This is a genomic window from Simplicispira sp., assembly GCF_028687295.1.
GTDB classification, from domain to species: domain Bacteria; phylum Pseudomonadota; class Gammaproteobacteria; order Burkholderiales; family Burkholderiaceae_C; genus Simplicispira; species Simplicispira metamorpha.
Genome location: NZ_JAQUAL010000028.1, coordinates 1 through 26,775 on the forward strand (window position 1 = coordinate 1; position 26,775 = coordinate 26,775).

Sequence of the window (26,775 nt, forward strand, 5' to 3'; positions counted from 1 at the left end):
GGGTAGAGAACGGCGAGATCGCCTTTCCGGTGCATGAAATCACCATCGCCGGCAACCTGCGCGACATGCTCAAAGGCATTGAAGCCGTGGGTGCCGATGCCTACAACCACGGCGCCAAAACCGTGGGTTCGCTGCTCATTAACCGGATGAAGGTGGCAGGCAGTTGATGCTTTGCGCCAAATAGACCTGGGCCCCTGAAGAACAGGGGCCTTTTTTCTGCCCGACAAATTTTGCTTGACGATCCTTGCTGGCCCCAAGTAAAAAGCTTTGGCACGGGCGGCTTTTATACAAAATCGACGCAAGAAGTATTGGGGCTCCCGTGACTTTGGTTTTGCCACGTTTTGTGGCGCTGTATTGAAATTCACAGGAATAACATCATGGAATACTACTTGGGTGAAGTGTGTTGCTTCGCTTTTAATTTCACACCCCGTGGTTTTATGCTGTGCGATGGCAGGTTGCTGCCTATCAACCGCTATCAGGCACTGTTCGCCCTGCTGGGGCCCAACTATGGTGGTGATGGCCGCACCACTTTTGCCCTTCCCGACTTGCGTGGCAAAAGCCCTGTGGATGGCACCCAACCTGGGGGCCATTACTACATTTGCGTTTCTGGAATTTTCCCAAGCCGCGAAGATTAATAAAACCATTGATCGGCGCTTTGGGCATTTTTATTTCAATCCGATCCCATATTCAAGAAATCACTGGCATAAATGGCTGCAGGCCATATGAAATTCAGTGGCGGGTTGATTGCAGCGTGTGCTGAAAAATATGGGTGCATGCCAAGTCGTCGCTCCGGCTCACAAAGAGGATTTATTTATGCAACGCAGAGCACTACTCAGGTTGGGGGGCGCCATCTCCGTTTTGGCCAGTGCAGCCGTGACCGGCTGTGGCGGCAGTGACGGTGCCCAGACAGCCCATTTGCGCGCGGATGTGCGCAATCTGCACTACGACGACGCTGGCAATGCCATCGAATGGTCGCCAGAAAACAACTGGGTGCGTTTTTACGACAGCTCCAACCAACTGAAGTGGACTTTTGACGGCGCAGGCACCTCGGTGGGCACGCTGAACTGGCCCTCGGGTGCGGTGACTTTGGGCGAGCGCATTTACGTGGCTGACTTTGGCAACAGCCGTATCATCGTGCTCGATCGCCAGGGCGCTTTGCTGACCCAATTTGGTGAAGCCGGGCCAGACCGTGACGATTTCTCATTCGTCCACGAGCCTGTGGTGGGGCCAGACCAGTTGCTGTATTTTTGCGATCCGCTTCACCATCGGGTGCAGGTATTCGATGGCAATGGCCAGTGGCAGCGCAGCATGGGCCAATTTGGCACCGAGGGCGAGGGCCTCAATTACCCCGAGAGCATGGCTTTCGATGCCGAGGGCCTTTTGCATGTGGTGGACAGCGGCAATGGCCGGGTGGTGGTTTTCACGCGCCAGGGCGAGGTCGTTCGCACCTATGGTGCGCTGGGCAGCCAACCGGGGCAGATGCTCAACCCAGAGGGCATTGCCATTGACCGCAGCGGCTATGTGTACGTGTCCGATCGGGGGCAGCACCTGGTGCAGATTTACGACGGGCAAGGCCAGTTCAAGGAGCGCGCGGCGGTTTTCTTGTCGAATGGCACGCCTGCTGTGCCGGGTGAGATGTGCTGGCGCCCCGATGGCATGCTGCACGTCACGGCCATGCCGGATGCCTCCAAAGGCCTGATTTCCCGGCAATATCTGTAATTGGTTTTACATACAAAAATAGCTGCCAGCGCTTGCTAAACAAGCGCGAGCAGCTATTTTTTTGATAGCTATTTCTCAGCCTGCCAGCGCAGCCTTCACGGCGGCAGACACCTGGCCCATGTCGGCCTTGCCCGCCAGGCGCGTCTTGACCACACCCATTACTTTGCCCATGTCGCCGGGGCCTTTGGCGCCCAGCTCGGCCACGATGGCCTGCACGGCGGCCTGGGTTTCCTCGGCTGACATGCGCTGGGGCAGGTAGGTTTGCAGCACGGCCATTTCGCTCTTTTCCTTGTCGGCCAGGTCGTGGCGCGCGGCTTGTTCAAAGGCGGCAATGCTGTCTTTGCGCTGCTTGACCAGCTTGTCCACGATGGCAACCACGGCGGCATCGTCCAGCACCACGCGCTCATCGACTTCTTTTTGCTTCATGGCAGCCAGCAGCAGGCGGATGGTGCCCAGGCGCTCGCTGTCTTTGGCGCGCATGGCGGTTTTCATGTCTTCGGTGATCTGATCTTTGAGGCTCATGGCGGCTTCCTTTTCGATAAGAGAGGCAGAGGGTTTGCACAAAGTCTTTCTGGCCAGGCGCAGCGCAGCAGACAGTAGTTCAACTGCGGCAAGGCGATGCAACGACGCCAGAAAGGCTTTTTGCAAACCCGAAAAACAGAAAACCCGCGCTTGGCGTCCCTAGCGCGGGTTGGGGTTCCAAGCGGGCCTGGAATCCGGTGATCAGTACATCTTCTTGGGCAGCTGCATGCTGCGCACGCGCTTGTAGTGGCGCTTGACGGCAGCAGCCTTCTTGCGCTTGCGCTCGGCGGTGGGCTTTTCGTAGAACTCGCGGGCACGCAGGTCGGTCAGCAGGCCCAGCTTTTCGATGGTGCGCTTGAAGCGGCGCAGAGCAACGTCAAAGGGTTCGTTTTCTTTTACGCGGATAGTGGTCATTAGCTAATGGTTTCCAAAATATTGCCCGCAGAGGGTCTTGGGGAGATCGGGCCTCAAGACCTTGCGCGGCGGTTGTCCCCGTCTGTAACTAGTATTTGGCCGACGGGGCGATGCCAGCAAAGCCGAGCATTATAGCGTTTGTGCCGCCGCCATCAAGCCGCAGGCGCCGCCAGCGCTTGCGCACAGGCTGCAGCGCTGGCCCAGGCCCACTGGAAGTTGTAGCCGCCCAGCCAGCCGGTCACATCGACCACCTCGCCAATGAAGTACAGCCCCGGCTGCTGCCGCGCCTCCATGGTTTGCGAGGACAGCGCGCGCGTGTCGATGCCGCCCAGCGTGACTTCGGCCTTTTTGTAGCCCTCGGTGCCGGTGGGCGTGATCTCCCAGCGGGCCAGGCGTTCGGCCAGCCGCGCCAGGGCTTTGTCGGAGGCTTCGGCGATGGGGCGCTGCCAGTCGGCGTCTTGCCCGGCCCAGGCATCGGCCAGGCGGCTGGGCACCCACTGGGCCAGCTCGTTGGCAATCAGTTTGCGCGAGCGTGCCTTGGCCTGTGCCAGCACGGCGGGCCAATCCACGCCCGGCGCCAGGTGGATGCTCAGCGGCGCGCCGTCTTGCCAGTAGCTGGAAATTTGCAGTACCGCCGGGCCCGACAGGCCCCGGTGCGTGAACAGCAGGTCTTCGTCAAACGCCATGCGGGTTTTTTTGGCCCCCGTGCTGATCTGCACCGGCAGCGCCAGCCCGGCCAGCTGCGCGTAGGGCGCCCAGGCCGCGCCGTCAAACGTGAGCGGCACCAGCCCGGGGCGGCGCTCGACCAGCGGGATGCCGAACTGTTGGGCCAGCCGATAACCCAAATCGCTGGCGCCGATCTTGGGAATGGACAGGCCGCCCGTGGCCACCACCACGCTGCGCGCCTGCACGGGACCCCGATCGGTATCAATTTGATAGCTGCTCGCGCTCATCCCATCTGCCCCAGAGGCCAAAAACGCTATATTTTTGACGCTGCAAGGCTGCCAGCGCTCGACCTGGCCCTGCGCGCATTCGGCCAGCAGCATGGCGATGATGTCTTCGGCGGAGCGGTCGGCAAACAGCTGGCCTTTGTGCTTTTCGTGGAAGGCAATGCCGTGCTTTTGCACCAGCGCAATGAAGTCCTGCGGCGTGTAGCGCGACAGCGCCGAGCGACAAAACTGCGGGTTCTGGCTGACAAAGTGCTTGTGCGGTGCGCTCGCGTCCAGATCGCGGTTGGTGAAGTTGCAGCGCCCGCCGCCGGAGATGCGGATTTTTTCGGCCACCTGCTCGGCGTGGTCGATGAGCAGCACTTTCAGGCCGCGCTGGCCCGCCTGGGCGGCGCAAAAAAGACCGGCAGCGCCGGCCCCGATGATGACGGTATCGAAGGAAAACATGCGCGCCAGTGTAGGCGCTGGGCCTGGGGCCGCCTGCGCTGGCGCAGCGGGGGCGATTTCTACAATGGCGCGCATGAATATTCCTTCGCACCAACTCAGCATGACCGTGCTGATGTCCCCCGATATGGCCAATTTCTCCGGCAACGTGCATGGCGGGGCCATCCTCAAGCTGCTGGACCAGGTGGCGTACTCCTGCGCCAGCCGTTTTTCTACCTGCTACGTGGTCACGCTGAGCGTGGACCAGGTGATGTTTTTGCAGCCCATCCATGTGGGCGAACTGGTGACGTTTCTGGCCAGCGTGAACTACACCGGCACCTCGTCCATGGAAGTGGGCGTGAAGGTGGTGGCCGAGGACATCCGCTCCCAGGTGGTGCGCCATGTCAACAGCTGTTTTTTCACGATGGTGGCGGTGGACGAAGACCGCAAGCCGGTGGCCGTGCCCCGGTTGCATCCCACTACCGCCGACGAAAAGCGCCGCTGGGATGCCGCCCTGCTGCGCAAGGCATTGCGCAAGGAACTGGCCCAGCGTTTTGAGCAGGTGCGCACAGCGTCCATGGCGGCGATGGTCGAGGCAGTGCCTGCCTGACGTGCGCGGGGGCGCTGCCCGAGGCCGTGCCTGCCTGGCGTGCCAAGGGGTGGCGCTACCGGCGCTGCGGCGATGAACCCCCCATGGGAGCCCGCCTGACGCACTTGGCTGGCGGGCGAAGCGGGGGGGCGCGATGGTTTCAGGCCGTGCGCGCCTGGGCCGGTGCGTCCTGCGCCGCCGCTGCCAGTCCTTGCAACACATCGCCCACCACGATCACGCTGGGGCTGGCCAGCTGTTCACGCTCTATGGTGGTGTGCAGCGCGCCCAGCGTAGTGACGGCATGGCGCTGCGTGGGCAGGCTGGCGTTCTGGATGATGGCCACGGGCACGCTGGCGTCCAGACCCGAGAGCAATTCCTGCTGGATGTGCGCGGCGCCGCTGACGCCCATGTAAATCACCAGCGTGAGCCGCGCGTCGCGTGCGGTGGCGGCCAGCTGGCGCCAGTCGGTGCCCGCTGCCCCGGGTTTGGCGTGGCCGGTGACGAAGACCACGCCGTGGGCGTGGGCGCGGTGCGTCAGCGGCACGCCCAGCGCTGTCATGCCTGCCAGCCCGGCGGTGATGCCGTTGATGACGCGCACTTGCACGCCCTGGGCGCGCAGGTGCTCCACCTCCTCGCCGCCACGGCCAAAAATGAACGGGTCGCCGCCCTTGAGGCGCACCACCTGTTCGCCCTCGCGCACGGCGGTGAGCATGAGTTTTTCAATGAACGCCTGGGGCGTGCTTTTGCAGCCGCCGCGTTTGCCCACGTACACCACGCGTGCGCTGGGTGCGGCATGGGCGACGATGGCATCGCTCACCAGATCGTCCACCAGCAGCACGGTGGCGCTCTGGATGGCTTTGAGCGCCTTGATCGTCAGCAGCTCGGGGTCGCCCGGGCCGGCACCGACCAAGGTGCAGGTGCCTGGTGTGCTGGCGGCGGCGGTGGTTGCGGTGGAGGAGGGGGGCTGGGTCGTCGTCATGGTGGGGCAGACAAGGTGGTACGGGGTGGTTGCAAGGTGCGTGCCGCGCCGGGGGGGCGGCTGGGCGCGTGCGTGGTGGCGTAGTGGTGTGTGGGTGCGTAGGTGGCCTTGGTGCGGTGTTGCGGTCAGGCGGCGGCACCTGGCTGGCCCGGTGCGGCCAGCTGGGCCAGCCGCACGATGTGTTGCATTTGCTGCGCCAGCGCGGCGGGCACGGGCAGGCGGCCTTCCAGCACATCGCGGGTGTAGCGGGCGGTGCTGTCCACGTCTATGGCGCTGGGCAGGCCGGGCACCTCGCTGGCGGTGCCGGGCTGCTGTTCGTCCAGCAGCTGGTGCGTGCCCGCCACAAAAGCGTCGTAGCGCGGCGAGCGGCGCGGGTCGGCAGCGCTTTCGCCCTCCAGCCCGCGTGAGAGCAGTGCCGTGGTGCCCAGCAGGCCGAAGGTGGCGTGCAGCATGTCGAAGTATTCGGGGTGGGTGTAGCTGCTAACCACCACGGCGGCGCCTGCGCAGGGATTGATCAGCTTGACCAGGCTGTGGCCGGGGTTGCGCAGGCCAATCACCTCGCGCGCGGCCAGCAGCCGTGCCAGGCCGGGGTGCAGCGTGCCCGTGGCGATGTGCGCGACACAGCCATTTGCTATCTTTTCAGGAGCTGTTAGCGCAGGTGTACCAAGGGCTACAAGCACATCGGATGCCAAAACCCGCCGTGCTTCGGTGCGCATGCCGTGCAGCAGCACGGGCAACCCTTCTCGCGCCAGCAACAGCGCCAGCAGCGGCGTCAGCACCGGCAGCTTGCGCGCGCCGTTGTAGCTGGGCAGCACGACCAGCGGGCGGTCGCTGGCGGGCAGCCGGGCCAGGCGCTGGTGGGTGGCGTCGAGAAAGCCCGCCATCTCGGGGGCCGTCTCGCCCTTGATGCGCATGGCCAGGCAGAAGGCGCCGATTTCCAGATCGGTCACACCGCCGTCGAGCACCTGGCCCAGCAAATCTGCCGCCTGGGCGCGGGTGAGGGGGCGCGCCCCGCGCGGGCCGCGCCCGATTTCCTTGATGTACTGGCTGATGCCCATGGGTGTGAAGCGTGAAGAGGTTGTGCAATCGGGCTGCGATTGTCGGCCAATCTTCATAACGCGCGGCTATATGCGGGCCAGCCGTTCCAGGCAGCGCCTTTGGTGGGCGCTGGCCGTGGTTTACGGGCTGGTGTCCAGGGTGTGTGTGCGCAGAGCGGTTTCGGCTTCGGCCTGTACGGCTTCACGGCTCAAGACCGATGCGGCTGTCTGGGCCTCGTCGGGGGCGAAGTCTTTGAAATGCGGCAGCGCCTGGACGGCTTCTGCCTGTACTTCGGCCCGGCTGCGCGTCGAGACCGCATTGGCATCGAAGTTCAGGCCGTAAACATCGCCTGCGGCGGGGGTCTGGGCTTGGACGCCTACGCTGGCACAGACGGCCAGCGCGGCGCAGAGGGTGTGTGCGGTATTCATGGCAGCTTCCTTTATGGATGGTGTGCGACAAGACATTTCCGCCCCCCGGCCACAGCGCCGGTGTTTCCGGCGCTGTGGTGAAGCGGTCGCTGGCGGCCACCCTGCCAAAAGGCGCTGCCAGTGCTTTTCACTGTAGGCCTGGCGCGGGCTTGGCGACACCCCGCACTGGTAAGCCAAGTGTTTCAGTATCGACACTCTGGTGTCCCCGGCTTGGGGCAAACGTGCATGTGCAGTGGCTTGCGTGGTCTGGGCAACTTGGCACACACTGTGGCGGTGCATGTGCATGTTTTTCGGGGGAGATAAGTCCATGACCACCGTTGCTGAAATTCTCAAGACCAAGGCCGATGCAGCCGTTCATTCGATTGCTCCCACGGAGTCGGTTTTTGACGCGCTCAAGCAGATGGCCGACAAGCACATCGGTGCCTTGCTGGTGATGGAGGCGGGCGCCATCGTGGGCATCATCACCGAGCGCGATTACGCCCGAAAAATCGCCCTGCTGGGGCGTACCTCTGCCGACACGCGGGTGCGCGATGTGATGACCCGTGCCGTCATGTATGTGCAGCCCACGCACTCTTGCCAGGAGTGCATGGCCCTGATGACCGAAAACCGCCTGCGCCACCTGCCCGTGGTGGACGATGCGGGCCAGTTGCTGGGCCTGGTGTCGATTGGCGATCTGGTCAAAGACATCATCTCGGAGCAAAAATTCATCATCGAGCAGCTGGAGCACTACATCACCGGCCAGCGCGGTTAGGGCGCACAGCCCTACACTGCGCGCCATGAGTTTGCTGATCCTCGGAATTGAATCTTCGTGCGACGAGACCGGCGTCGCTTTGGTGCGCAGCACGGGCGCTGACGTGCCCACGCTGCTGGCGCACGCGCTGCACAGCCAGATCGACATGCACCAGGCCTATGGCGGTGTGGTGCCCGAGCTGGCCAGCCGCGACCACATCCGCCGCGTGCTGCCACTGACCCAGGCCGTGATGGCCGAGTCGGGCCACACCCTGGCCGAGGTGGATGTGGTGGCCTACACGCGCGGCCCCGGCCTGGCCGGGGCGCTGCTGGTGGGGGCGGGCGTGGCCTGTGCGCTGGGTGCGGCGCTGGGCAAACCGGTGCTGGGCGTACACCACCTGGAAGGGCATTTGCTTTCGCCCTTTTTGAGTGCTGACCCGCCGGAGTTTCCGTTTGTGGCGCTGCTGGTGTCGGGCGGGCACACCCAACTCATGCGTGTCGATGGCGTAGGCCGCTACGAAATTCTGGGCGAAACCATTGATGACGCTGCCGGCGAGGCGTTCGACAAATCCGCCAAGCTCATGGGTCTGGGCTACCCCGGCGGCCCCGCCCTGTCGCGCCTGGCCGAGCAGGGCGATCCGCTGGCCTTCAAGCTGCCGCGCCCACTGTTGCACAGCGGCAACCTCGATTTTTCTTTTGCCGGCCTGAAAACCGCCGTCATGACACAGGCCAAAAAACTGGGCGACGACCTGGAGGCGCGCAAGGCCGATCTGGCCGCCAGCACGCAGGCCGCCATCGTCGATGTGCTGGTGAAAAAATCCCTCACCGCTTTGAGAGAAACAGGCTTGCAGCGCATCGTGGTGGCCGGGGGCGTGGGCGCCAACCGCCTGCTGCGCGAGCAGCTCAATGCCGCCTGTGCCAAGCAGCGCGTGCGTGTGCATTACCCCGAGCTGCATTTGTGTACCGACAACGGCGCCATGATCGCCATGGCCGCCGCCATGCGCTTGCAGTCGGGCCAGCAGCAGGCGCGCTGCGACTATGCCTTTGATGTCAAGCCGCGCTGGCCACTGGATGCGCTGGAGGCGCAGCAGGCGCCGCGCTGACCGGGTGCCGGGCCACATCCCTGTGGCTTTACCGTGCATTCACCAAGGCGGCATGGGCGCGCTGCACACAGCCTGCACAATCAAATGCATCGCAATGGTGGGCAGCGCAATCCATGACTTTTTCTTTTTCTCCAACCCGTGCGGGCTTTCTGGCAGGCCGCAGCGCATTGGCCATGGCGGTGTTGACCGCGCTGTCGGGCTGCGCCGCGCTGGCGCCTGCACCGCAGGCAGTAGCGCCTGGTGTGGATGTGCCCGCAGCCTGGACGCAGGCAGCTGATCTGGCCCCGGCCAGTGCATCCAATTCCGCACCCGCAGCGCAACCCGGCGCCGCCGCAGTGGCCCCATCCACAGCGCACAGCGCCTCGGTGGCCGCCGCACCCCAGCCCACACCGCTGGCCCAGTGGTGGCTGCGCCTGGGCGACCCGGTGCTGGCCGATCTGGTCACACAGGCTTTGCAGGCCAATACCGATGTGCGCCAGGCCCAGGCCGCGCTGCGCCAGGCACGGGCGCAGGCCGATGTGCAGGGCGCCGCGTTGCAGCCCAGCCTGGATGCCTCGGGTTCGGCCCAGCGCCGACGCGCCAGTGGCAGCACGGGCAACAGTTTTCAGGCGGGGCTGGACGCCAGCTGGGAGCCCGATCTGTTTGGTCGCCTGCAAAGCGGTGTGGACGCCAGCGTGGCCGATGCCCGCGCTGCTGCTGCATCGCTGGCTGGGGCGCAGGTGTCGCTGGCCGCTGAAGTGGCGCTCAACTACATCACCCTGCGCAGCCAGCAAGAGCGCCTGGCCATTGCCCAGCGCAACCTGACCAGCCAGCAAGAAACGCTGCAACTGACCGACTGGCGCGTGCAAGCCGGACTGGCCACCTCGCTGGTGCTGGAGCAGGCGCGTGCCAACACGCAACAAACAGCGGCGCAAATTCCGCAGCTGCAAGCCGCGCTGGCCCAGTCGCGCCACAGCCTGGCGGTGCTGACGGGCCAGGCGCCCGGTGCCCTCAATGCCCTGCTGGCCAGCGAGCGCCCCGTGCCCCAGCCGCCGCCGGATTTGGCGCTGGCCATTCCCGCTGAAACCCTTCGCCAGCGCCCCGATGTGCGCGTGGCCGAAGAGCGCATTGCTGCCGCCCTGTCGCGGCTGGCGCAGGCCGATGCGGCGCGCTACCCCAGTTTTCGGCTGGGTGGCTCGGTGGGGCTGAGTGCGCTCACGCTGGGCGCGCTGACCAACGGCGCCTCGGTGGCGGCGGCGCTGCTGGGCAGCGTCTCGGTGCCGCTGCTCGATGGCGGCGCGGCCCGTGCCCAGGGGCGCGTGCAAGAAGCCACCCTGGAGCAGGCGCGCACCCACTACGAAGCCACTGTGCTCACTGCGCTGCAAGAGGTGGAAGATGCCCTGGTCGCCCTGCGCGGCGACCGCGAACGGCTGCTGCGCCTGCAAGAGGCTGCGCAGGCCGCTGGCAACGCCGCACTGCTGGCGCAGCACCGCTACCGCAGCGGCCTGATCGACTTCCAGTCGCTGCTGGAAACCCAGCGCACGCTGCTCTCCACCCAAGACGGCGTGGCCAGCACCGCCGCCAGTGTCGCTGCCGACCATGTGCGCCTGTACAAGGCACTGGGCGGCGGCTGGTCGCCTTTGTGATGCCACCGCTGTGCGGGCTTGCACCGCGCAGCCTTCCCCTTTCGTGCCCCTGGAACGCTTGCCATGACCGAACCTGACAAAAATACCCCTGCTGCCCTTGCCGCCAACCCTGCACCCAGCAAGGCCTCCAGCCCGCCGGGCGCTGGCCTGGACGCCCTGCTGGGCGCGCAGGCCACACGCCGCTGGTGGCAGCGCCCGGTGCTCTGGGTGGGTGTGGCGGGCGTGTTGTTGGCCGCAGGCGGGGGCTATTACTGGCAGGCGCAGCAGCGCGCCAACGCCGCGCCGCGCTATGTGACCGAAGAGGTGCGCCGGGGCAATCTCACGCTCACGGTGTCGGCCAATGGCACGTTGCAGCCCACGCGCTCGGTCAACATCGGCAGTGAGCTTTCGGGCACGGTGCGCAGCGTGCGCGTGGACGTGAACGACCAGGTCAAAAAAGGCCAGGTGCTGGTGGAGCTGGACACGGCCAAGCTGTCGGCGCAGGTGCTGCGCTCGCGCGCTTCGCTGGCCGCCGCCCACGCCCGCCTGGCGCAGGCCAACGCCACCACCAAAGAAGCCCGCGCCGGTCTGGGGCGGCTGGAGGAAGTGGCGCGCCTGTCGGGCGGCAAAGTGCCCTCGGCAGCCGAACTGGATGCGGGCCGCGCCGCCCTGGAGCGCGCCCTGGCCGACGAGGCCAGCGCCCGCGCCAGCGTCGAAGACGCCAAAGCCGCGCTGTCCACCGACGAGACCAACTTGTCCAAGGCCTCCATCCGCTCGCCCATCGACGGTGTGGTGCTGTCGCGCACCGTGGACCCGGGCAACGCAGTGGCCGCATCGCTGCAAGCCGTGACCTTGTTCACCGTGGCCGAAGACCTGACCCAATTGCAGTTGCAGGTGAATGTGGATGAGGCCGATGTGGGCGTGGTGCAGGTGGGGCAAAAGGCCAGTTTCACGGTCAGCGCCTACCCTTCGCGCCAGTACCCGGCCAAGATCACCCGCGTGGCCTACGGCTCGACCAAGACCGACAACGTGGTCACCTACATCTCCTGGCTGCAGGTGGACAACACCGACCTCAGCCTGCGCCCGGGCATGACGGCGGCGGCCACCATCACCTCTACCGAGAGAAACGACGTGCTGCTGGTGCCCAACACGGCGCTGCGCTTTACGCCCGCCACGCCAGCGGGTGCGGGCCCGGCTGCGGCGGCATCGGGCGGCGGCATCATGTCGCAGCTCATGCCGCGCATGCCCCGCACGGGCGCGCGCCGTGGCGCCGGCAACGCCGACAAGGGCGCCGCCCAGGGCAAAACCCGCCAGCTCTGGGTGCTCCAGGATGGGGCGGCGCAGCCCATCACCGTCACGGTGGGCATCAGCGATGGCCGCATGACCGAGGTCAGCGGCGAGCAGTTGCAGCCCGGCATGGCCGTCATCACCGACCAGCGCGCCGCTGGCGCTGCACCATGAGCACCAGCCACAGCACCGCCGCCAGCGCTGCCAGCGCTGCCCTCAGTGTTGCAACCAACGCCGCCCGCAGCCCCGCTAACGCCACCCCCGAGCAGCCGCTGATCCGCCTGCGCGGTGTGACCAAGGTCTATGGCGAGGGCGCGCTGGCCTTTCAGGCGCTCAAAGGCGTGAACCTGGACATTGCGCGCAGCGACTTCGTGGCCATCATGGGCCCCAGCGGCTCGGGCAAGTCCACGGCCATGAACATGCTCGGTTGCCTCGATCGCCCCACCACGGGCGAGTATTTGTTCCTGGGCGAGCATGTCGAGTCGCTCACGCGCGATCAGCGCGCGCTCTTGCGGCGGCGCTACTTCGGCTTTGTGTTTCAGGGCTTCAACCTGCTGGCACGCACGTCGGCGCAAGAAAACGTCGAGCTGCCGCTGCTGTACCGGGGCGAGAGCGCCAGCAAGCGCCACGGCGCCGCCGCGCGCGCGCTCGACGCTGTCGGCCTCAAGGGCTGGGAGCACCACACGCCCGCCGAGTTGTCGGGGGGGCAGCAGCAGCGCGTGGCCATTGCGCGCGCCATCGTCACCCAGCCCGCCGTGCTGCTGGCCGATGAGCCCACCGGCAACCTCGACACCCAGCGCAGCCATGAAATCATGGAGCTGCTCTGGCGGCTCAACCATGACCAGGGCATCACCGTGCTCATGGTCACGCACGAGGCCGACATGGCCGCGTATGCCCGGCGCATCGTGCGCTTTGTCGATGGCGTGGTCGATAGCGATGCGCCCAACCCCCACCCCGTGGAGGTCTCCTGATGTGGCTTAACACCTTGCTGCTGGCGCTGCGCTCTATCCGGCGCAACCTGATGCGCTCGTTTTTGACCATTTTGGGCATCGTCATTGGCGTCAGCGCCGTCATCACCATGGTCACGCTGGGCAACGGCGCCACCATGGCGGTGCAGAACCAGATTTCTGGTTTGGGCACCAACTTGCTGCAAGTGCGCCCGGGCCAGCGCATGGGGCCGGGCGGCGGTGGCGGCGCACCGGCCTTCAAAGAATCGGATGCGCAGGCCATTGCCCAGCAAATTGGCGGCGTGCTGGCCGTGGCCCCCGAGGCCCGCTCCAGCGGCACCGTGGTGGCCGGTGGCCGCAACTGGAGCACCAGCATCATCGGCAGCACCAACACCTGGCTGCAAACGGGCAACTGGACGGTGCGCACTGGGCGCGAGTTCACCACCGACGAACTGCGCGCAGGCGCCGCCGTGTGCCTGATTGGCGAGACGGTGCGGCGCGAGCTGTTCGGCACGCAAGACCCGGTGGGCGCCCAGATGCGCGTGCGGGCTTTTTCGTGCGAAGTGGTGGGCGTGCTGGGTGCCAAAGGCCAGGGTGCGTTTGGCAACGACCAGGATGACACCGTGCTGATCCCGCTGAACACGCTGCACCGGCGCGTGACCGGCAACACCCGCGTCAACACGCTGCTGGTGTCCATGCAGGACGGCAGCGATCCCGAGCGCGTCAAGGCCAGCCTGACCGAGCTGCTGCGTGAGCGGCGCAAGCTGGCGCAGGCCGATGAGAACAACTTCAACGTGCTCGATACCAAGCAGCTGGCCGACACCCTCTCGGGCACCACCAAGGTCATGACCATGCTGCTGGGCGCCGTGGCCGCCGTCAGCCTGCTGGTGGGCGGCATCGGCATCATGAACATCATGCTGGTCAGCGTGACCGAGCGCACCCGCGAGATTGGCCTGCGCCTGGCCATCGGCGCCCTGGAGCGTGAGGTGCTGCTGCAATTTTTGATAGAGGCCGTGGTGCTGGCGGCGCTGGGTGGGCTGATCGGCATCGTGCTGGCCACCGGCGCTTCGGTGGTGCTGGCCGGGGTGATGGACGTGCCCTATTTGTTCAGCCCCGGCGTGAATGTGCTGTCGTTTGTGTTCTCGGCGGGCATTGGCGTGGTGTTTGGCTACTTCCCCGCCCGCCGCGCTGCGCGCATGGATCCCATCGACGCCCTGCGCCATGAGTGATTTTTGAGTCAAAAGTGGCTCTAGCGCAATAGGGGTGGGCGCAAGCAGCTATCAAAAAAATAGCTTTTTTCTGGTGCAACCTATTTGCCCGGCGCCGCCGCCACCTCGCTGGCCACGCACACCCGGTTGCGGCCCGTGTTTTTGGCGCGGTAGAGGGCGCTGTCGGCATCGGCAATCAGCACGTTGGCCAGAAAGGGGCCGCCGCTCCAGGTGGCGGCGCCCACGCTGATGGTGATGGGCACGTTGTGCTGCTGCCAGTGAAACGGGCTGTTTTGCACGGCCAGGCGCAGTTGCTCGGCCATGTCGCGGGCACCGTCCAGTGGGGTGTCGGGCAGCAGCATCAGAAATTCTTCACCGCCCCAGCGCGTGACCAGGTCAGAGGCGCGGGCGCGATTTTTCAGCAACCGGGCCAGGGTGCGCAGTACCTGGTCGCCGCCCGCGTGGCCGTGCTGGTCGTTCACTTTCTTGAAGAAGTCGATGTCGATCATCAGCACCGACAGGGGCGTGCTGTGGCGCTGGGCGTGCAGCGCTGCCTGGGTCAGAAACTCGTCGGCGGCGCGGCGGTTGGGCAGGCCGGTCAGGGTGTCGTGCGTGGCCGCCTGGCTGAGCTGGCGCTGGAGCTGGTAGACCACCAGGCCCAGCAGCGCCAGGGCCATGCACAGCGAAATGAACAACCACACCAGCGCGCCCGGCATGCTGATGGACTGGTCGGCTCGCGCGTTGCCCATCAAGCGCTCAGGCGCCAGCAGCACGGTGCTGGCGCGCAGGGCAAACACCATGCTGGCCAGGGCAAAGGGCGCACTCAACACCACCCCCAGCGCCCGGGGCGCCTGGGGCGCCTGGGCGTTTTTCTGGTGGATGCAGCGCAGCACGGTCACGCAGTTCCAGGCGCACAGGCCGCTGAGCAACAAAGAGGTGGCGACAATGCGCCAGACCGATTGCTCTGGCCCCAGCCAGGCACCCTGCACCAGCGCGGCCAGGGCCAGCACGGTGATGAACACCCGGTCAGCGGGCGTTTGTCCTGCCTCCAGTTGCAGCCCCCGAGCTTGCAGCGCAAGCGCCCCTACCATCAGCATGTTGCCGATGGCATACACCGGCACCCCAGGCCAGTGGCTGCTGCTCAGGTAGCCGAAGAAGGCCAGGCCCACCAGCAACGAGAAGGCCGCCCAGTGCAGGGTGGCAACGCGAAAGCGCGGCAGCATGGCCGCAGCCAGTAGCCAGCCCGAGGCCACAAAGCACTCCAGCAGAGCGCTGACCAGCAAGGTGGCGTGTGCGGCAGAGAGGGTGTCCATTGAATCCATGGCAAGGTGGGGCCAGAGCCGTGCCAAGGCCCGGGGCGTTGGCACGGTCTGCCCCAGTGGTGAGCGGTCGGAAAAGCCATGTTAGCGCAGGCCTGAGGCCCTGGCGCTGCGCACGGCGCCACAAATCGTCACCCGATTGGCCCGAAACGACACTGCGTGCGTGGCTACCATCGCCGGGTGCCCGCCTGCTGCATTGGCGGCAGGTGGGCCGTGTTGTGTTGTATCGCCCCGCGCCCTGGGGTTGTTTGGCTGAGATGGCCAAGAAAGTCTTTTTTATGAACTACTCCCTTCGTGTCTCCTTGTGGCCCTTTGCTACGCCGCTGCGCGCCAGCGTGGCCGCTGTGCTGTCAGCCCTGAGCCTGGCCGCTGTGCCCACGCTGGCCAGTGCGCAAGCGCCTGCGGCCCGCCCCGGCGCTGCGGCCAGCGCTGGCGCACCCATCAAGCTGGCGCTGATCGAGAGCCTTTCGGGGCCGTTTGCCAACACGGGCGAGGCGGTGTTTCGCAACATCTTCTGGGCCACCGAGCGGGTGAATGCACGCGGCGGCGTGGCCTTGCCTGCCGCTGCGGGCGGCGCGCGGCCACTGGCCGTGCAGCGCTACGACAGCAAGGGCCAGAACGAAGAGGCCCTGTCGGCCCTGCGCGCGGCCATTGATGACGGCGCCCGCGTGGTCATGCAGGGCAACTCATCGGCCACGGCGGCGGCGCTGCTGGACGCCATCAACAAACACAACGAGCGCGAGCCGGGCAAGCGCGTGCTGTTTTTGAACTACTCCGCTGTCGATCCCATCCTGACCAACGAAAAGTGCAGCTTCTGGCACTTTCGCTTTGACGCCCACGCCGACATGCGCATGGCCGCCCTGATGGAAGTGGTGCGCGAGGACAAGGCCCTGAAAAGCGTGTACCTGATTGGCCAGGACTACAGCTTTGGCCAGGCCGTGCTGCGCGAGGCCAAAAAACAGCTGGCCGCCCAGCGCCCCGATGTGGCCGTGGTGGGCGACGAGCTGCACCCCGTGGGCCGCGTCAAAGACTTTGCGCCCTACGCCGTCAAGATCAAGGCCAGCGGCGCGCAGGCCGTGGTCACGGGCAACTGGGGCAATGATTTGACGCTGTTGGTCAAGGCCGCGCGCGAGGTGGGTTTTGATGGCAGCTTCTACACCTTCTACGGCAATGCCCTGGGTGCCCCGGCGGCCATTGGCGATGCGGGCGTGGGCAAGGTGGTGGCCGTGGCCGACTGGCTGCCCAACGTGCCGGGCGCGCAAAGCGAGGCGTTCTACCAGTCGTTCCGTGAGCGCTTTCCCAAGCCGCAGGACGATTACGTCCACATGCGCATGCAGCTGATGGTAGAGACGCTGGCGCAGTCCATCACCCGCGCGGGCAGCCTGGACACCGTGGCCGTGGCCCGCCAGATGGAGCAGGCCAGTGTGCAGATGGCCGGGCGCAGCGGTGCCATGCGCGCCGCCGACCACCAGTTCCAGCAGCCGCTGGTGGTGGGCGTGATGGACAAGCAGGGCCAGCCGGGCGTGAAGTTTGACGTCGAAGGCTCGGGCTACGGTTTCCGGGTGGTGCGCGATATTCCAGCGGCCAAAATCCAGCAGCCGCACAGCTGCAATATGCAGCGGTTTTGAGGTCGGGCCGCTGATTTTGCTCCTGAGTTGATAGCTGCTGGCGCTTGCTGTGCAAGGGATGGCGGCTTATTTCGCTTGCATCAAGGCCAGATGGCCGGAGGTGCGCCGTGCCGCAGCCGGGCGCTCAGTCGCCCTGGTAATGCGGCGGGCGCTTTTGTTTGAAGGCCTGAATGCCCTCGGCGTAGTCGTGGCTGTTATAGACCACGCGGCGCAGGCTCTGGATGCGCTCAAAGTCGTTGGCCGAGACGGCGTTGGCGCTGGACAGAATGCGCAGCTGCTCTTTCATCACGCCCACGGCCAGCGGGGCGTTGTGGGCGATGGTGCGGGCCATGTCAAACACATGGGCCGTGATGTGTTCTGACGGCACCACCGCGTTGATCACGCCCTGGCGCTCCAGCCGGGCGGCGCTCATGGGGCTGCCGGTGAAGAGCATTTCTTTGGCGATGTGCGGCGGCGCCACGTTCAGAAAAGTGAGCAGGCCGGTGACGTTGTAGGGCACGCCCAGTTTGGCCGGTGTGGCGGCAAAGGTGGCTTCGGGTGTGGCAATCACCATGTCGCAGGCAAACACCAGCTCGCAGGCGCCGCCCCAGACGCCGCCTTCAATCAGCGCCACCACGGGGCCCGGAAACAGCTCCACCTCGCGGATCACGGTGCGCAGCGAGTCTTGCCAGCTCAGCGGGTCTTGGCCGCCTTCAGGCAGCTCGCTCACATCGTGGCCCGCCGACCACACCCTGGCGCCGGGCGCCGCGCGGATCACGGTGACGCGCACGCCCTGGGCCTTGAACTGGTGCAGCGCCTGGATGATCTCTTGCACCATCTGCTCGGACAAAGCGTTGCGCTTGCTGGGGTGGTCGAGGGTGATGGTGCCTATGGCGTCGTTGATCTCGGTCTGGATCCGCGTGGGGCCGGTAGGGGTGGCAGAAACCTGTAGCGGGGACGTTGTGTGCATGAAAAGCGGTGTGTAGGTGCTGGCGGGCAAGACGATCTTGCGGTCAGATGGCGTCCATTATCCGCAGCCCCTGTGTCGTTGCGATGAATGCGCCCGCCACCCGCTAACGGGCGCCCGCCCTGGCCTGCGCCACGGCCTGGCCCAGCTCGATCACCGCCAGGGCGTAGTAGCTTGACCAGTTGTAGCGCGTGATGGCGTAGAAGTTCTCGGTGCCGGCCACGTAGCTGGGGGCGCCATCGCCGTTTTGCAGCTCTACCAGGGCCAGCGGGCCGCTGTGCTGGGCGCCCGCGCCTTGCACGATGGCGCCTTTGGCGGCCATGCTGGCGGCACTGAAGGTGGGCAGAATGTCGGGCGCCAGCAGGGTGTCCATGTCGGCGCCTGCCGGGTCAAAACTGACGGCGTAGTGCGTGGGCATGCCCGGCGTCCAGCCGTGGGCGATGAAGTAGTTGGCCACCGAGGCGATGGCGTCTTCAGCGCTGCCAAACAGGTCGATCTGGCCATCGCCATTGCCATCGACGGCGTAGCGCGCCCAGCTCGACGGCATGAATTGGCCCAGGCCCATGGCCCCGGCGTAGCTGCCGCGCGGCGCAAAGGGGTCGGTGCCGTTGCGCTGGACCAGGCTCAAGAACTGCTCCAGCTCGCGCCGGAAGAATTCGGTGCGGGCCTGTGCGCGCGGGTGCGCATCAGGAAAGTCAAAGGCCAGCGTGGCCAGCGCATCGATCACGCGGAAGTTGCCCATGTGCTGGCCGTAGATGGTTTCCACGCCAACGATGCCGACGATGATGTCGGCGGGCACGCCGTATTCGCGCTCGGCCCGGGCCAGGGCGGCGCTGTTTTTTTGCCAGAAGCGCACGCCCGCGCGGATGCGGATGGGCTCGACAAAGCGGCTTTTGTAGGCGGCCCAGTTTTTGGCCGTGCCCCGCGTGGGCGGCAGCATGAGCTTAGGCACCTGCGCCAGAAAGCGCGCCTGGCCCAGCGTGGCGCGCACCCATTCGGGGTCGAGGTCGCGCCGCACGGCCAGGTCGTCGGCAAACTGCATGGCGTCGGGGCGCTGGGCGTAGGGCGTGCTGCCTTGCACGGTGCGGCTGGCGGCGCTGGGGGGTGGGTTTTTAGAAGCCTTTTGGGCCATAGCGCCCGTGGACAGGGCGCTACCAGCTATCAAAAAAAGAGCGAGAGAGAGGGGTTTGAGCATGGCTTTCATCATCAGGGGGCCGGAGCGTGGGGCCAGCGCAGGGTGCGCAGCTGGCGCCGCAGTGCGGCAAGGTGGGTGGTGCTGGCGCTGTCGGGGGCATAGCGCGATTGTTCCCATTGCAGCAGCCAGGCGCACAGGGCGTCGGCGCTGGGGCCAAAGTGGGCGCGGGCCTGGGCGGCCAGGGTGCGCGGCGGGGTGCTGTCGGGCAGCGTGAGCCCGGCGCGGGCCAGGCGCTGGCGCACCTGGGCCAGCAAGCGCAGCCAGGGGTCGTGCTGGCGGCGCTCCCACAGCGTCCAGAGCGCACCGATGAGGGCGGCTGCGCCCACCAGGCCCGCCAGGGCGCGCACCAGGTCTTGCCAGCTGGGCGATTCAAACCCCAGTGCCTTGAGCAAATCGAGCTGGCGGCTTTGCGTGTAGTTCAGTACCCACTGGTTCCAGTGGTTGTTCAGGGCTTCCCAGGTGGCGCGCAGGCGCTGGGCCATGCCAGGGCTGATCATGGCGCCCATGGCCTCGCCCAGCACGCCGCGCGGCGCTTGCAAGCGCTGAAACTGCCCGATGCGGCCCGGTGAGACGGCGCCAGTGGGGTCTACGCGCACCCAGCCGTGTTCTGGCATCCAGACCTCGGCCCAGGCGTGGGCATCGCTTTGGCGCACCGTCCAGTAGCCATCGACCGGGTTGCGCTCGCCGCCCTGGTAGCCGGTGACGATGCGCGCCGGGGCACCTGCCGCACGCATCAGCACCACAAAGGCCGAGGCGATGTGCTCGCAAAAGCCCGCTTTGCGGTCGAACCAGAACTCGTCGGCGGTGTGTTCGCCGTACACGCCGGGCTCCAGCGTGTACTGGTAGCCTCCGGTGCGCAGGCGCTGCAATGCCGCGTCAATCAGCGCCAGCGTGCCGCCGCTGGCCACGGCGGGGCTGGCGCGCAGCTCTTGTGCCAGCGCCAGGGTACGGGGGTTGAAGCCAGGCGGCAAATCGGCCAGGGCGCGCAGCTGCGCCGTGGAGCGCTGTGGGCCGTGGCGAAACTGCGGGTAGCTCACGGCGCTGTAGCGCACCACGTCGGTGAGCGGGCGGGTGCTGAGCCATTGCAGTTCGGGTGTCATGAAGGCGCCCATGCCGGTGAGGGTGGGCTTGTCGGGCGTGGCGTCCAGCACCATCAGCCAGGGGCGTTTTTGCGGCTCCAGGGTGACGGCGTAGCGCACGGGTTCGCCCTGCACCTGCAAATCAGCGGGTGGTGCCATGCGGCCTGACCAGTTGAGGGCGCCGGGCAGCGTGGTGGCCTGCCACTCGCGCCCGTCAAATTGCGACAGCACTGGCCCGCGAAAGTACAGCTGCGACTGCGGCGGCGCGGCATTGCCCTGGCCTTCGAACCGCACGCGCAGGGCCACGCTGTCGTCCAGCGCCAGTTGCGCAATGCTGCCCACCTGCATGCTGCCCGAGAGGCCGCTGCGAGCGCTCAGGGTGTCGCCCGGCATGCCCCACAGCGGCGCCATGCGCGGAAACAGCACAAACAGCGCCAGCATGATGGGTGCGCCCAGCAGCGCCATGGTGCCCGCCGTGCGCAGCGATTGCGCCAGCGGCGGGCGCCCCACCGGCATGTGCGCATTGACCAGCGCCGTCAGCAGCCCCAGCAGCGCGATCAGCATGGCCACGGCGGTGGGCAGCGATTGCGAGAAGAAGAAGTTGCTGAGCATGGTGAAAAAGCCCAGAAAGAAAATCACCAGGGCATCGCGCCGGGCGCGGGCCTCCAGCGTTTTCAGGGCCAGCAGCACCACGACCAGCGCCACCCCCGCTTCGCGGCCCAGGATGGTGCGGTGGGTGGCCAGCGTGGCGCCCACGGCCAGGGCCAGCAGGGCCAGCAGCACCCAGCGGTGGGGCAGGGGCCGGGCCGTCCAGGCCAGCCAGCCGCGCCACAGCAGCAGGCCAGCGGCCAGCGCGCTGGTCCACAGTGGCAGGTGGCCCGCCTGCGGCGCAATCACCCAGGCAATCACGGCGAGCAGGAACAGCGTGTCGCGCGCATCGCGCGGCAGGCTGGCAAGGGTCTGGCGCAGGCTCATGGCAGGCGGGGGCCGCCAGCGCTGGCGGCGGGGCGGGGCAGGCGAGGGCGTTGCTGGCAGCATGCGCCCTGCGATTTGCTATTAAATAAATAGCTGCTTGCGCTTATCTGACGGGGGCTAGAGGCCATTTTCATGCTTCATCTGGGGATGGGGCTGTTCAGCACAGTGCCAGCGCTTCGAGGCAGCGCTGGCGCTGGGCGGCGCCACTGCCTTGGGCGATCTCGGTGCCGGGCAGGCGCAGGCCGTAGTCCAGGCCCAGCCGGTCGGCTTGCAGCACCCAGGCGGTCAGGCGCGAGATGCGCGCTTCGGGGTCGGACAGGCCGGTGCGCTCGGGCGAGAGCCACAGGGCGTGGCGCTGGGTGTGCTGGGCGTCGCGGCTGACCAGCGCGTCGCTGCCGCTGGCCAGGGCCTGCGCGGCTTTTTTCCAGACCACCAGTTGCAGCGGGTCGCCCCGGCGGTAGGCGCGCACGCCTTCAAACTCGCCCGCGCCCTGGCTGGAGGCGCTGCCTGCGCCACCGGGGTGCGGTGTGCCCGGCGGCAGCGGCGGGGCACCAGCCTCGGGGGCGGGGTACACCAGCACCTGCGCGGCCGGGCGCCACACCGTCCAGACGCGGAAGGTGCCCAGCGGAAAGCGCGTCTCCGCCGTGAGCGTGGGCACGCGGTGCAACCCCCGGCGCGTGGGCGTGAAAGCCACTTCCACCTGCGCGTTGCCCTGTGCGGGCACGTCCGTCCAGGCCCAGTGGCCGCTGCCATGCACGGCCAGCGCAATGCCAAAGCGCGGGCTGCGCCGCTCGCTGGCCAGTTGCACTTGCAGCAGCGTGCTGTGGCCCAGAAACTGGGGCTCGGGCGGCGCCAGGTGCAGCGTCAGGCCGCGCAGCGTGGCGTGGCAGATGTGCATGCCCACCACGGCGCTGCCAGCCAGCAAAAACGTGAGCAGGTAGCCCAGGTTGAGCTGGAAGTTGATGGACGCAATCAGCAGCACCAGCAGCGTCAGCGCCAGCATCCAGCCCGGGCCGGTGGGCAGGATATAGACGTTGCGCTGGGTCAGCAGCGTGGTGTCGGTCAGCGGCAGGCGCGCTTGCCACCAGCGGTCAAAGCGCTGGCGCAGGGCACTGGGTGGGCGGCGGGCGACCCCGGTTGGCGCGGTGCGGGTGGCGTGCGGTGTGCGCAGGGGGGCGGTGGCGGTGCTGGCCGGGGGCATGGGCCGTGTGCTCACGGCAGGGGAACAGCGTCCACCATGGCGCGCACTTGTTCGACCGCGCCCCGGCCTGCGCTGCCTACGGGCACCAGGCGGTGGGCGATGGTCTGGGCGATGATGGCCTGCACATCGTCGGGCGCTACGTAATCGCGCCCGCTGATCAACGCCTGCGCCTTGGCCGCACGCACCAGTGCAATGCCCGCGCGCGGCGACAGCCCCTGCACAAACCAGCGGCCCGAGCGCGTGGCGGCAATCAGGTCTTGCACGTAATTCAACAGCGGCTCGGCGGTGTGGATGGCCAACACCTGCCGTTGTAGCTGCGCCAGCTCATCGCCCGAGAGCTGCGGCAGCATGGAGCCCACCATGTCGCGCCGGTCGGTGCCCGCCAGCAGCAGGCGCTCGGCAGCGCGGTCGGGGTAGCCCAGCGAGATGCGCATCAAAAAGCGATCGAGCTGCGACTCGGGCAGCGCATAGGTGCCCAGCTGGTCTTGCGGGTTTTGCGTGGCAATCACGAAGAAGGGCTGCGGCAGGGCGCGGGTTTCGCCCTCCACCGAGACCTGCTTTTCTTCCATGGCTTCGAGCAGGGCGCTTTGCGTTTTGGGGCTGGCGCGGTTGATCTCGTCGGCCAGCAGCACCTGCGTGAACACCGGGCCGGGGTGGAACACAAAAGCCTCTTTGCCGCGCTCATACACCGACACGCCGATCAGGTCGCTGGGCATGAGGTCGGCAGTGAACTGCACGCGCGCAAACTGCAGCCCGAACGCATGGGCCAGCGCGTGCGACAGCGTGGTTTTGCCCACCCCCGGAACGTCCTCGATCAGCAGGTGTCCGCCCGCCAGCAGGCAGGCTACGCAGTCTTGTACGCGAGCGTTTTTGCCCACAATCACCGTGTTAAGCTGATCCAAAAGCGATTTGATTTTGTGCTGTGCATGCATGGCGTGACGTTATCCGAAAAAATGACCGATGGAGGCAAGACTGTGAGCAAGACGGGCTATTTCACACACCGCGATTGTTGGAAACACGAAATGGGGCCGGGGCACCCGGAGTGCCCCGAACGGCTGGACGCCATTGAAGACCGCTTGCTGATCACGGGCCTGGGCGACGCCCTGGAGCGTTATGAGGCCCCCGAAGCCGCGCTGGCCGATATCGAGCTGGCACATGGCCGCTTGCACATTGCGTCCCTGCGCGGCCTGACCGATTGGCTGCGCGAAGAAGTTGAGGCGGGCGGCCCCAGCCATACCCAGGTCGATCCCGACACCTCCATCAACGTACACACCTGGAAGGCCGCGCTGCGCTCTGCCGGTGCCGCCCTGGCCGCCACCGACGCCGTGATGGCAGGCGAGATCAGCAACGCCTTTTGCGCCGTGCGCCCGCCTGGCCACCACGCCTGCCGCGACAAGGCCATGGGGTTTTGCTTCTTCAACAACGTGGCCATTGCCGCCAAGTACGCGCTGCAGCGCTACAACCTGCAACGCGTGGCCGTGATCGACTTTGACGTACACCACGGCAACGGCACCGAGGACATCCTGGCGGGCGACGATCGCGCGCTGATGGTGAGCTTTTTCCAGCACCCGTTCTTCCCGTACAGCGGCGACCAGAACCCGGCTTCCAACATGCTCAACGTGCCCGTGGCCGCTTACACGCGCGGCATGGATGTGCGCGAAATCATCGAGATGACCTGGATGCCGCGCCTGGAGGCCTTTGAGCCCGAGATGATCTTCATCAGCGCCGGTTTTGACGCCCACCGCGAAGACGACATGGGCCAATTGGGCCTGGTCGAGCAAGATTACGCCTGGATCACGCACCGCATTGTGGACGTGGCCCGGCGCTTCTCCAAAGGCCGTATCGTTTCGTGCCTGGAAGGCGGCTACATGCCCAGCGCCCTGGCGCGCAGCGTCGAGGCGCACCTGCGGGTGCTGGCCGACCTGTGATGCAGGCGCGGGCCGTGCCCATTTTCGGCAGCGCTTTGCGCTGCTTTTTTGCTATCAGCTTCTTGAAACACCATGACACCTGACACCTCTGGCGCCGATCAGGCGGCACCGCTGCATGTGCAGCGCGATGCGCGCGGCGTAGTCACCCTGACCCTGAACGACCCGGCACGCTTCAATGCCCTGGGTGGCGAGATGCTGGCAGCGCTGCAACAGGCGCTGGATGATGTGGCCCGCGATGGGTCAGCGCGCGTGGTGGTGCTGGCGGCGCAGGGCAAGGCGTTTTGTGCCGGTCACAACCTCAAAGAAATGGCGGCCCACCCCGATCTGGCCTGGTACCAGCGCCTGTTTGCCCAGTGCAGCCGCGTGATGCTCAGCATCCACCAGCTGCCCGTGCCAGTGATTGCCCAGGTGCAGGGCATGGCCACGGCAGCGGGCTGCCAGCTGGTGGCCCAGTGCGACCTGGCAGTGGCCGCAGACCACGCCACTTTTGCCACCAGCGGCATCCACTACGGCCTGTTTTGCGCCACGCCCAGCGTGCCCTTGGTGCGCAACGTACCGGCCAAGCGCGCCATGGAAATGCTGCTGACCGGCGACTTCATTGACGCGCCCACCGCGCTGGCGCAAGGCCTGCTCAACCGGGTGGTACCTGCCGCGAACCTGTCCGCTGAGGTGGAGCAACTCGTCCAGTCCATCCTCGATAAACCCCGCGTGGCCGTGGCCATGGGCAAGGCCCTGGTGTACCAGCAGCGCGAGCTGGGCATGGGCGCGGCGTACCAGCTGGCGGGCCAGACCATGGCCGCCAACATGATGGATGCGGCTGCGCAAGAAGGCGCGCAGGCATTTGCTGAAAAACGCCGTCCTTCCTGGAAGGCGTGATGGCCCAGGGTAAAAACGCCCCGATGTTTGACGATGTGGGGCGCTGGTTCCAGTCGTTCCTGCATCCCACGGTGTTGATTGAGCTGGGCACCCTGGCCGGTTGCACTGTGCTGGCTTGGCTGGTGGTGTCGGGGCTGCGGCGGGCGCTGCACAGGGGCGATTCGCGCTCCATCCTGTTTGGCCGCAAGGTGCTCGATGGCGTGCTGTTTCCACTCACGCTGCTGGGGCTGGTGTACCTGGCGCAGGCTGTGTTGCTGCAATGGATTGCGGTGGCCGCATTCAAGGTCGCCATTCCGGTGCTGATGGCGCTGGTGGTGATCCGCGTGGGCGTCAAGGTGTTGCAGGCGGCGTTTCCGCAGTCGCCCTGGGTGCGGCCCATAGAGCGCACGCTGTCGTGGCTGGCCTGGCTGGCCATGGTGCTGTGGGTCACGGGCCTGTTGCCGCTGGTGTTGCAAGACCTGGACGACATCATCTGGAAAGTGGGCGGCACCACCATGTCGGTGCGCACCATGATCGAAGGATTGGTCACGGCGGCAGCCGTGCTGATCGCCACCCTGTGGATTTCATCGAGCATTGAAGCGCGGTTTTTGCGCTCTGCCACCGGCAGCGAGCTGTCGGTGCGCAAGGCGCTGAGCAACGCCACCCGCGCGCTGCTGTTGTTTGTCGGCCTGATTACCGCGTTGTCGGTGGTGGGCATAGACCTGACGGCGCTGTCCGTGCTGGGCGGGGCCGTGGGCGTGGGCATTGGCTTTGGGTTGCAAAAACTGGCTGCCAACTACGTGAGTGGTTTTGTCATCCTGGCCGAGCGCAGTGTGCGCATTGGTGACAACGTGCGCGTCGATGGCTTTGAGGGTCGCATTACCGACATCACGGGCCGCTACACCCTGATCCGCTCGGGCATTGGACGCGAATCCATCGTGCCCAATGAAATGCTGATCACCCAGCGGGTAGAAAACTTCTCGCTGGCCGATCCACGCGTGTGGCACTCCACTGTGGTCAGTGTGGCCTATGGCAGCGATGTCGATCTGGTGATGCGGTTGTTGTCTGAGGCGGCACTGGCCAGCGAGCGTGTACTGCGTGAGCCTGCGCCCAGCGTTTCGCTGTCGGCGTTTGGCGCCGATGGGCTGGAGTTCACCGTAGGTTTCTGGATTGCCGACCCCGAAAACGGTTTGCTGGGCCTGCGCTCACAAATCAATTTGGCGATTCTGCGTTCGCTGCAAGTCCATGGCATTGACATTCCGTACCCGCAGCGCGTTGTGCATGTGGTGGGCGAGCAGCCGACCACGCCTGCAGCCTGGAAAAATGCTGTGCCGCAGCAGACCCCAGATCTGCCGCGCGAAGGCACAGAGTGAATGCAAGTAGCCACTGCTGGCCTATAATTCAAGAAAAGAACGACCGTTCGTTTTTTGTCAGAACCCACCCTTGGGAAAATGCATAGCCGATGTGCTGCGGTGCGGCATAAAATGGTTTGGTTTACGTCAACGTCAATTCAATCAACTCTCTAGGAGCCGCTGCAATGAAGGTTTTGGTCCCTGTCAAGCGCGTAGTGGACTACAACGTGAAGGTCCGCGTCAAATCGGACAACACGGGTGTGGACATCGCCAACGTCAAGATGAGCATGAACCCCTTTGACGAAATCGCCGTCGAAGAGGCCGTGCGCCTGAAAGAAAAAGGCGTGGCCACCGAGGTCA

Annotated in this window: 26 protein-coding genes and 1 pseudogene; 15 read left to right on the plus strand and 12 right to left on the minus strand. The window is 66.1% G+C overall.

The annotated features are described in order from the left end of the window. The 3 genes from PHX69_RS05170 to PHX69_RS05180 form a co-directional block, all read left to right on the plus strand. Window positions 1-167, plus strand: a 167-nt coding sequence (locus PHX69_RS05170; RefSeq protein WP_288042699.1) for a metallopeptidase TldD-related protein, incomplete at its 5' end; no start/stop codon positions are given. Between the two features lie 210 nt (window positions 168-377). Then, a complete protein-coding gene (locus PHX69_RS05175) occupies window positions 378-635 on the plus strand; it encodes a phage tail protein (protein WP_119014194.1) in 258 nt (85 codons plus the stop codon). Window positions 636-813: 178 nt separating this feature from the next. After that, window positions 814-1,719 (plus strand): NHL repeat-containing protein, encoded by a 906-nt coding sequence (locus PHX69_RS05180; protein ID WP_288042672.1) that lies wholly within the window; start codon window positions 814-816, stop codon window positions 1,717-1,719. A gap of 75 nt (window positions 1,720-1,794) precedes the next feature. Here PHX69_RS05180 and PHX69_RS05185 read toward each other — a convergent pair whose 3' ends face one another. From PHX69_RS05185 to PHX69_RS05195, 3 genes are all read right to left on the minus strand, one after another. Further along, window positions 1,795-2,241, minus strand: a complete 447-nt coding sequence (locus PHX69_RS05185; protein ID WP_119014224.1) for a GatB/YqeY domain-containing protein — start codon at window positions 2,239-2,241, stop codon at window positions 1,795-1,797. 201 nt (window positions 2,242-2,442) lie between these two features. Then, window positions 2,443-2,655 carry a 30S ribosomal protein S21 gene (gene rpsU / locus PHX69_RS05190; RefSeq protein WP_005799779.1) on the minus strand — a complete coding sequence of 71 codons (213 nt, stop codon included), beginning with the start codon at window positions 2,653-2,655 and terminating at the stop codon, window positions 2,443-2,445. Window positions 2,656-2,807: 152 nt separating this feature from the next. Further along, on the minus strand, window positions 2,808-4,049 hold the full coding sequence (locus PHX69_RS05195) for a BaiN/RdsA family NAD(P)/FAD-dependent oxidoreductase (RefSeq protein WP_288042700.1): 1,242 nt from the start codon (window positions 4,047-4,049) through the stop codon (window positions 2,808-2,810). Window positions 4,050-4,122: 73 nt separating this feature from the next. Between PHX69_RS05195 and PHX69_RS05200 the strand changes: the two genes are divergently transcribed. Further along, on the plus strand, window positions 4,123-4,635 hold the full coding sequence (locus PHX69_RS05200; RefSeq protein ID WP_119014222.1) for an acyl-CoA thioesterase: 513 nt from the start codon (window positions 4,123-4,125) through the stop codon (window positions 4,633-4,635). Window positions 4,636-4,774: 139 nt separating this feature from the next. On the opposite strand, the gene cobA is transcribed toward PHX69_RS05200, so the two are convergent. The 3 genes from cobA to PHX69_RS05215 all read right to left on the minus strand — a co-directional run bounded on the left by cobA (window position 4,775) and on the right by PHX69_RS05215 (window position 7,059). Beyond that, window positions 4,775-5,593: a uroporphyrinogen-III C-methyltransferase gene (gene cobA, locus PHX69_RS05205; protein ID WP_288042673.1), complete on the minus strand. Its 819-nt coding sequence runs from the start codon at window positions 5,591-5,593 to the stop codon at window positions 4,775-4,777. Between the two features lie 125 nt (window positions 5,594-5,718). Next, entirely contained in the window at window positions 5,719-6,651 is a 933-nt protein-coding gene (gene ybiB, locus PHX69_RS05210; protein WP_288042674.1) for a DNA-binding protein YbiB, read from the minus strand. Between the two features lie 120 nt (window positions 6,652-6,771). Beyond that, complete coding sequence (locus PHX69_RS05215) at window positions 6,772-7,059, minus strand: DUF4148 domain-containing protein (protein ID WP_288042675.1); 288 nt, start codon at window positions 7,057-7,059, stop codon at window positions 6,772-6,774. 307 nt (window positions 7,060-7,366) lie between these two features. On the opposite strand from PHX69_RS05215, the gene PHX69_RS05220 reads away from it, so the two are divergent. The 6 genes from PHX69_RS05220 (at window position 7,367) to PHX69_RS05245 (ending at window position 13,958) form a co-directional block, all read left to right on the plus strand. After that, window positions 7,367-7,810, plus strand: a complete 444-nt coding sequence (locus PHX69_RS05220; RefSeq protein WP_119014189.1) for a CBS domain-containing protein — start codon at window positions 7,367-7,369, stop codon at window positions 7,808-7,810. Between the two features lie 25 nt (window positions 7,811-7,835). After that, the gene (gene tsaD / locus PHX69_RS05225) at window positions 7,836-8,891 is read left to right on the plus strand and encodes a tRNA (adenosine(37)-N6)-threonylcarbamoyltransferase complex transferase subunit TsaD (RefSeq protein ID WP_288042677.1); all 1,056 of its coding nucleotides are present in this window, start codon (window positions 7,836-7,838) and stop codon (window positions 8,889-8,891) included. 113 nt (window positions 8,892-9,004) lie between these two features. After that, a complete protein-coding gene (locus tag PHX69_RS05230) occupies window positions 9,005-10,516 on the plus strand; it encodes an efflux transporter outer membrane subunit (RefSeq protein ID WP_288042679.1) in 1,512 nt (503 codons plus the stop codon). A 63-nt stretch (window positions 10,517-10,579) separates the two neighbouring features. Beyond that, complete coding sequence (locus PHX69_RS05235) at window positions 10,580-11,956, plus strand: efflux RND transporter periplasmic adaptor subunit (protein WP_288042680.1); 1,377 nt, start codon at window positions 10,580-10,582, stop codon at window positions 11,954-11,956. Then, a complete protein-coding gene (locus tag PHX69_RS05240; protein ID WP_288042682.1) occupies window positions 11,953-12,753 on the plus strand; it encodes an ABC transporter ATP-binding protein in 801 nt (266 codons plus the stop codon). The genes PHX69_RS05235 and PHX69_RS05240 overlap by 4 nt, the downstream gene beginning before the upstream one ends. After that, window positions 12,753-13,958 carry an ABC transporter permease gene (locus tag PHX69_RS05245; protein WP_288042684.1) on the plus strand — a complete coding sequence of 402 codons (1,206 nt, stop codon included), beginning with the start codon at window positions 12,753-12,755 and terminating at the stop codon, window positions 13,956-13,958. Before PHX69_RS05240 ends, PHX69_RS05245 begins: the two co-directional genes overlap by 1 nt. A gap of 80 nt (window positions 13,959-14,038) precedes the next feature. Here PHX69_RS05245 and PHX69_RS05250 read toward each other — a convergent pair whose 3' ends face one another. After that, a complete protein-coding gene (locus tag PHX69_RS05250) occupies window positions 14,039-15,250 on the minus strand; it encodes a GGDEF domain-containing protein (RefSeq protein WP_288042686.1) in 1,212 nt (403 codons plus the stop codon). 284 nt (window positions 15,251-15,534) lie between these two features. Here PHX69_RS05250 and PHX69_RS05255 point away from each other — a divergent pair, with 284 nt between their 5' ends. Then, entirely contained in the window at window positions 15,535-16,884 is a 1,350-nt protein-coding gene (locus PHX69_RS05255) for a branched-chain amino acid ABC transporter substrate-binding protein (protein WP_288042688.1), read from the plus strand. Between the two features lie 124 nt (window positions 16,885-17,008). On the opposite strand, the gene scpB is transcribed toward PHX69_RS05255, so the two are convergent. The 5 genes from scpB to PHX69_RS05280 form a co-directional block, all read right to left on the minus strand. Further along, window positions 17,009-17,833 (minus strand): methylmalonyl-CoA decarboxylase, encoded by an 825-nt coding sequence (gene scpB, locus PHX69_RS05260; protein ID WP_119014184.1) that lies wholly within the window; start codon window positions 17,831-17,833, stop codon window positions 17,009-17,011. A 103-nt stretch (window positions 17,834-17,936) separates the two neighbouring features. Next, complete coding sequence (mltB, locus tag PHX69_RS05265) at window positions 17,937-19,025, minus strand: lytic murein transglycosylase B (RefSeq protein WP_288042690.1); 1,089 nt, start codon at window positions 19,023-19,025, stop codon at window positions 17,937-17,939. A gap of 11 nt (window positions 19,026-19,036) precedes the next feature. Further along, entirely contained in the window at window positions 19,037-21,079 is a 2,043-nt protein-coding gene (locus tag PHX69_RS05270) for a transglutaminase TgpA family protein (RefSeq protein WP_288042692.1), read from the minus strand. A 157-nt stretch (window positions 21,080-21,236) separates the two neighbouring features. After that, window positions 21,237-22,280: a DUF58 domain-containing protein gene (locus PHX69_RS05275; protein ID WP_502958476.1), complete on the minus strand. Its 1,044-nt coding sequence runs from the start codon at window positions 22,278-22,280 to the stop codon at window positions 21,237-21,239. 11 nt (window positions 22,281-22,291) lie between these two features. Continuing rightward, window positions 22,292-23,212, minus strand: a complete 921-nt coding sequence (locus PHX69_RS05280) for an AAA family ATPase (protein WP_119014182.1) — start codon at window positions 23,210-23,212, stop codon at window positions 22,292-22,294. Window positions 23,213-23,254: 42 nt separating this feature from the next. Between PHX69_RS05280 and PHX69_RS05285 the strand changes: the two genes are divergently transcribed. The 4 genes and pseudogenes from PHX69_RS05285 to PHX69_RS05300 all read left to right on the plus strand — a co-directional run. After that, complete coding sequence (locus PHX69_RS05285; protein ID WP_288042701.1) at window positions 23,255-24,208, plus strand: histone deacetylase family protein; 954 nt, start codon at window positions 23,255-23,257, stop codon at window positions 24,206-24,208. Window positions 24,209-24,280: 72 nt separating this feature from the next. Further along, window positions 24,281-25,084, plus strand: coding sequence for an enoyl-CoA hydratase (locus tag PHX69_RS05290; RefSeq protein WP_288042695.1), 804 nt, complete (start codon window positions 24,281-24,283; stop codon window positions 25,082-25,084). Beyond that, window positions 25,084-26,436: a mechanosensitive ion channel family protein gene (locus PHX69_RS05295; RefSeq protein ID WP_288042697.1), complete on the plus strand. Its 1,353-nt coding sequence runs from the start codon at window positions 25,084-25,086 to the stop codon at window positions 26,434-26,436. Before PHX69_RS05290 ends, PHX69_RS05295 begins: the two co-directional genes overlap by 1 nt. A 164-nt stretch (window positions 26,437-26,600) precedes the next feature. Next, window positions 26,601-26,775 (plus strand): annotated as a pseudogene (locus PHX69_RS05300) (electron transfer flavoprotein subunit beta/FixA family protein); the annotation flags it as partial.

Excerpts from the sequence above, each read along its gene's own strand:
- PHX69_RS05230 (WP_288042679.1), top strand. The coding sequence starts at position 9,005 with ATGACTTTTTCTTTTTCTCCAACCCGTGCGGGCTTTCTGGCAGGCCGC.
- scpB (WP_119014184.1), bottom strand. The coding sequence starts at position 17,833 with ATGCACACAACGTCCCCGCTACAGGTTTCTGCCACCCCTACCGGCCCC.
- tsaD (WP_288042677.1), top strand. The coding sequence starts at position 7,836 with ATGAGTTTGCTGATCCTCGGAATTGAATCTTCGTGCGACGAGACCGGC.
- PHX69_RS05255 (WP_288042688.1), top strand. The coding sequence starts at position 15,535 with ATGAACTACTCCCTTCGTGTCTCCTTGTGGCCCTTTGCTACGCCGCTG.
- cobA (WP_288042673.1), bottom strand. The coding sequence starts at position 5,593 with ATGACGACGACCCAGCCCCCCTCCTCCACCGCAACCACCGCCGCCGCC.
- mltB (WP_288042690.1), bottom strand. The coding sequence starts at position 19,025 with ATGCTCAAACCCCTCTCTCTCGCTCTTTTTTTGATAGCTGGTAGCGCC.
- PHX69_RS05215 (WP_288042675.1), bottom strand. The coding sequence starts at position 7,059 with ATGAATACCGCACACACCCTCTGCGCCGCGCTGGCCGTCTGTGCCAGC.
- PHX69_RS05280 (WP_119014182.1), bottom strand. The coding sequence starts at position 23,212 with ATGCATGCACAGCACAAAATCAAATCGCTTTTGGATCAGCTTAACACG.
- ybiB (WP_288042674.1), bottom strand. The coding sequence starts at position 6,651 with ATGGGCATCAGCCAGTACATCAAGGAAATCGGGCGCGGCCCGCGCGGG.
- PHX69_RS05175 (WP_119014194.1), top strand. The coding sequence starts at position 378 with ATGGAATACTACTTGGGTGAAGTGTGTTGCTTCGCTTTTAATTTCACA.
- PHX69_RS05295 (WP_288042697.1), top strand. The coding sequence starts at position 25,084 with ATGGCCCAGGGTAAAAACGCCCCGATGTTTGACGATGTGGGGCGCTGG.
- PHX69_RS05180 (WP_288042672.1), top strand. The coding sequence starts at position 814 with ATGCAACGCAGAGCACTACTCAGGTTGGGGGGCGCCATCTCCGTTTTG.
- PHX69_RS05240 (WP_288042682.1), top strand. The coding sequence starts at position 11,953 with ATGAGCACCAGCCACAGCACCGCCGCCAGCGCTGCCAGCGCTGCCCTC.
- PHX69_RS05290 (WP_288042695.1), top strand. The coding sequence starts at position 24,281 with ATGACACCTGACACCTCTGGCGCCGATCAGGCGGCACCGCTGCATGTG.
- PHX69_RS05250 (WP_288042686.1), bottom strand. The coding sequence starts at position 15,250 with ATGGACACCCTCTCTGCCGCACACGCCACCTTGCTGGTCAGCGCTCTG.
- PHX69_RS05275 (WP_502958476.1), bottom strand. The coding sequence starts at position 22,280 with ATGCCCCCGGCCAGCACCGCCACCGCCCCCCTGCGCACACCGCACGCC.
- rpsU (WP_005799779.1), bottom strand. The coding sequence starts at position 2,655 with ATGACCACTATCCGCGTAAAAGAAAACGAACCCTTTGACGTTGCTCTG.
- PHX69_RS05270 (WP_288042692.1), bottom strand. The coding sequence starts at position 21,079 with ATGAGCCTGCGCCAGACCCTTGCCAGCCTGCCGCGCGATGCGCGCGAC.
- PHX69_RS05245 (WP_288042684.1), top strand. The coding sequence starts at position 12,753 with ATGTGGCTTAACACCTTGCTGCTGGCGCTGCGCTCTATCCGGCGCAAC.
- PHX69_RS05195 (WP_288042700.1), bottom strand. The coding sequence starts at position 4,049 with ATGTTTTCCTTCGATACCGTCATCATCGGGGCCGGCGCTGCCGGTCTT.
- PHX69_RS05200 (WP_119014222.1), top strand. The coding sequence starts at position 4,123 with ATGAATATTCCTTCGCACCAACTCAGCATGACCGTGCTGATGTCCCCC.
- PHX69_RS05220 (WP_119014189.1), top strand. The coding sequence starts at position 7,367 with ATGACCACCGTTGCTGAAATTCTCAAGACCAAGGCCGATGCAGCCGTT.
- PHX69_RS05185 (WP_119014224.1), bottom strand. The coding sequence starts at position 2,241 with ATGAGCCTCAAAGATCAGATCACCGAAGACATGAAAACCGCCATGCGC.
- PHX69_RS05235 (WP_288042680.1), top strand. The coding sequence starts at position 10,580 with ATGACCGAACCTGACAAAAATACCCCTGCTGCCCTTGCCGCCAACCCT.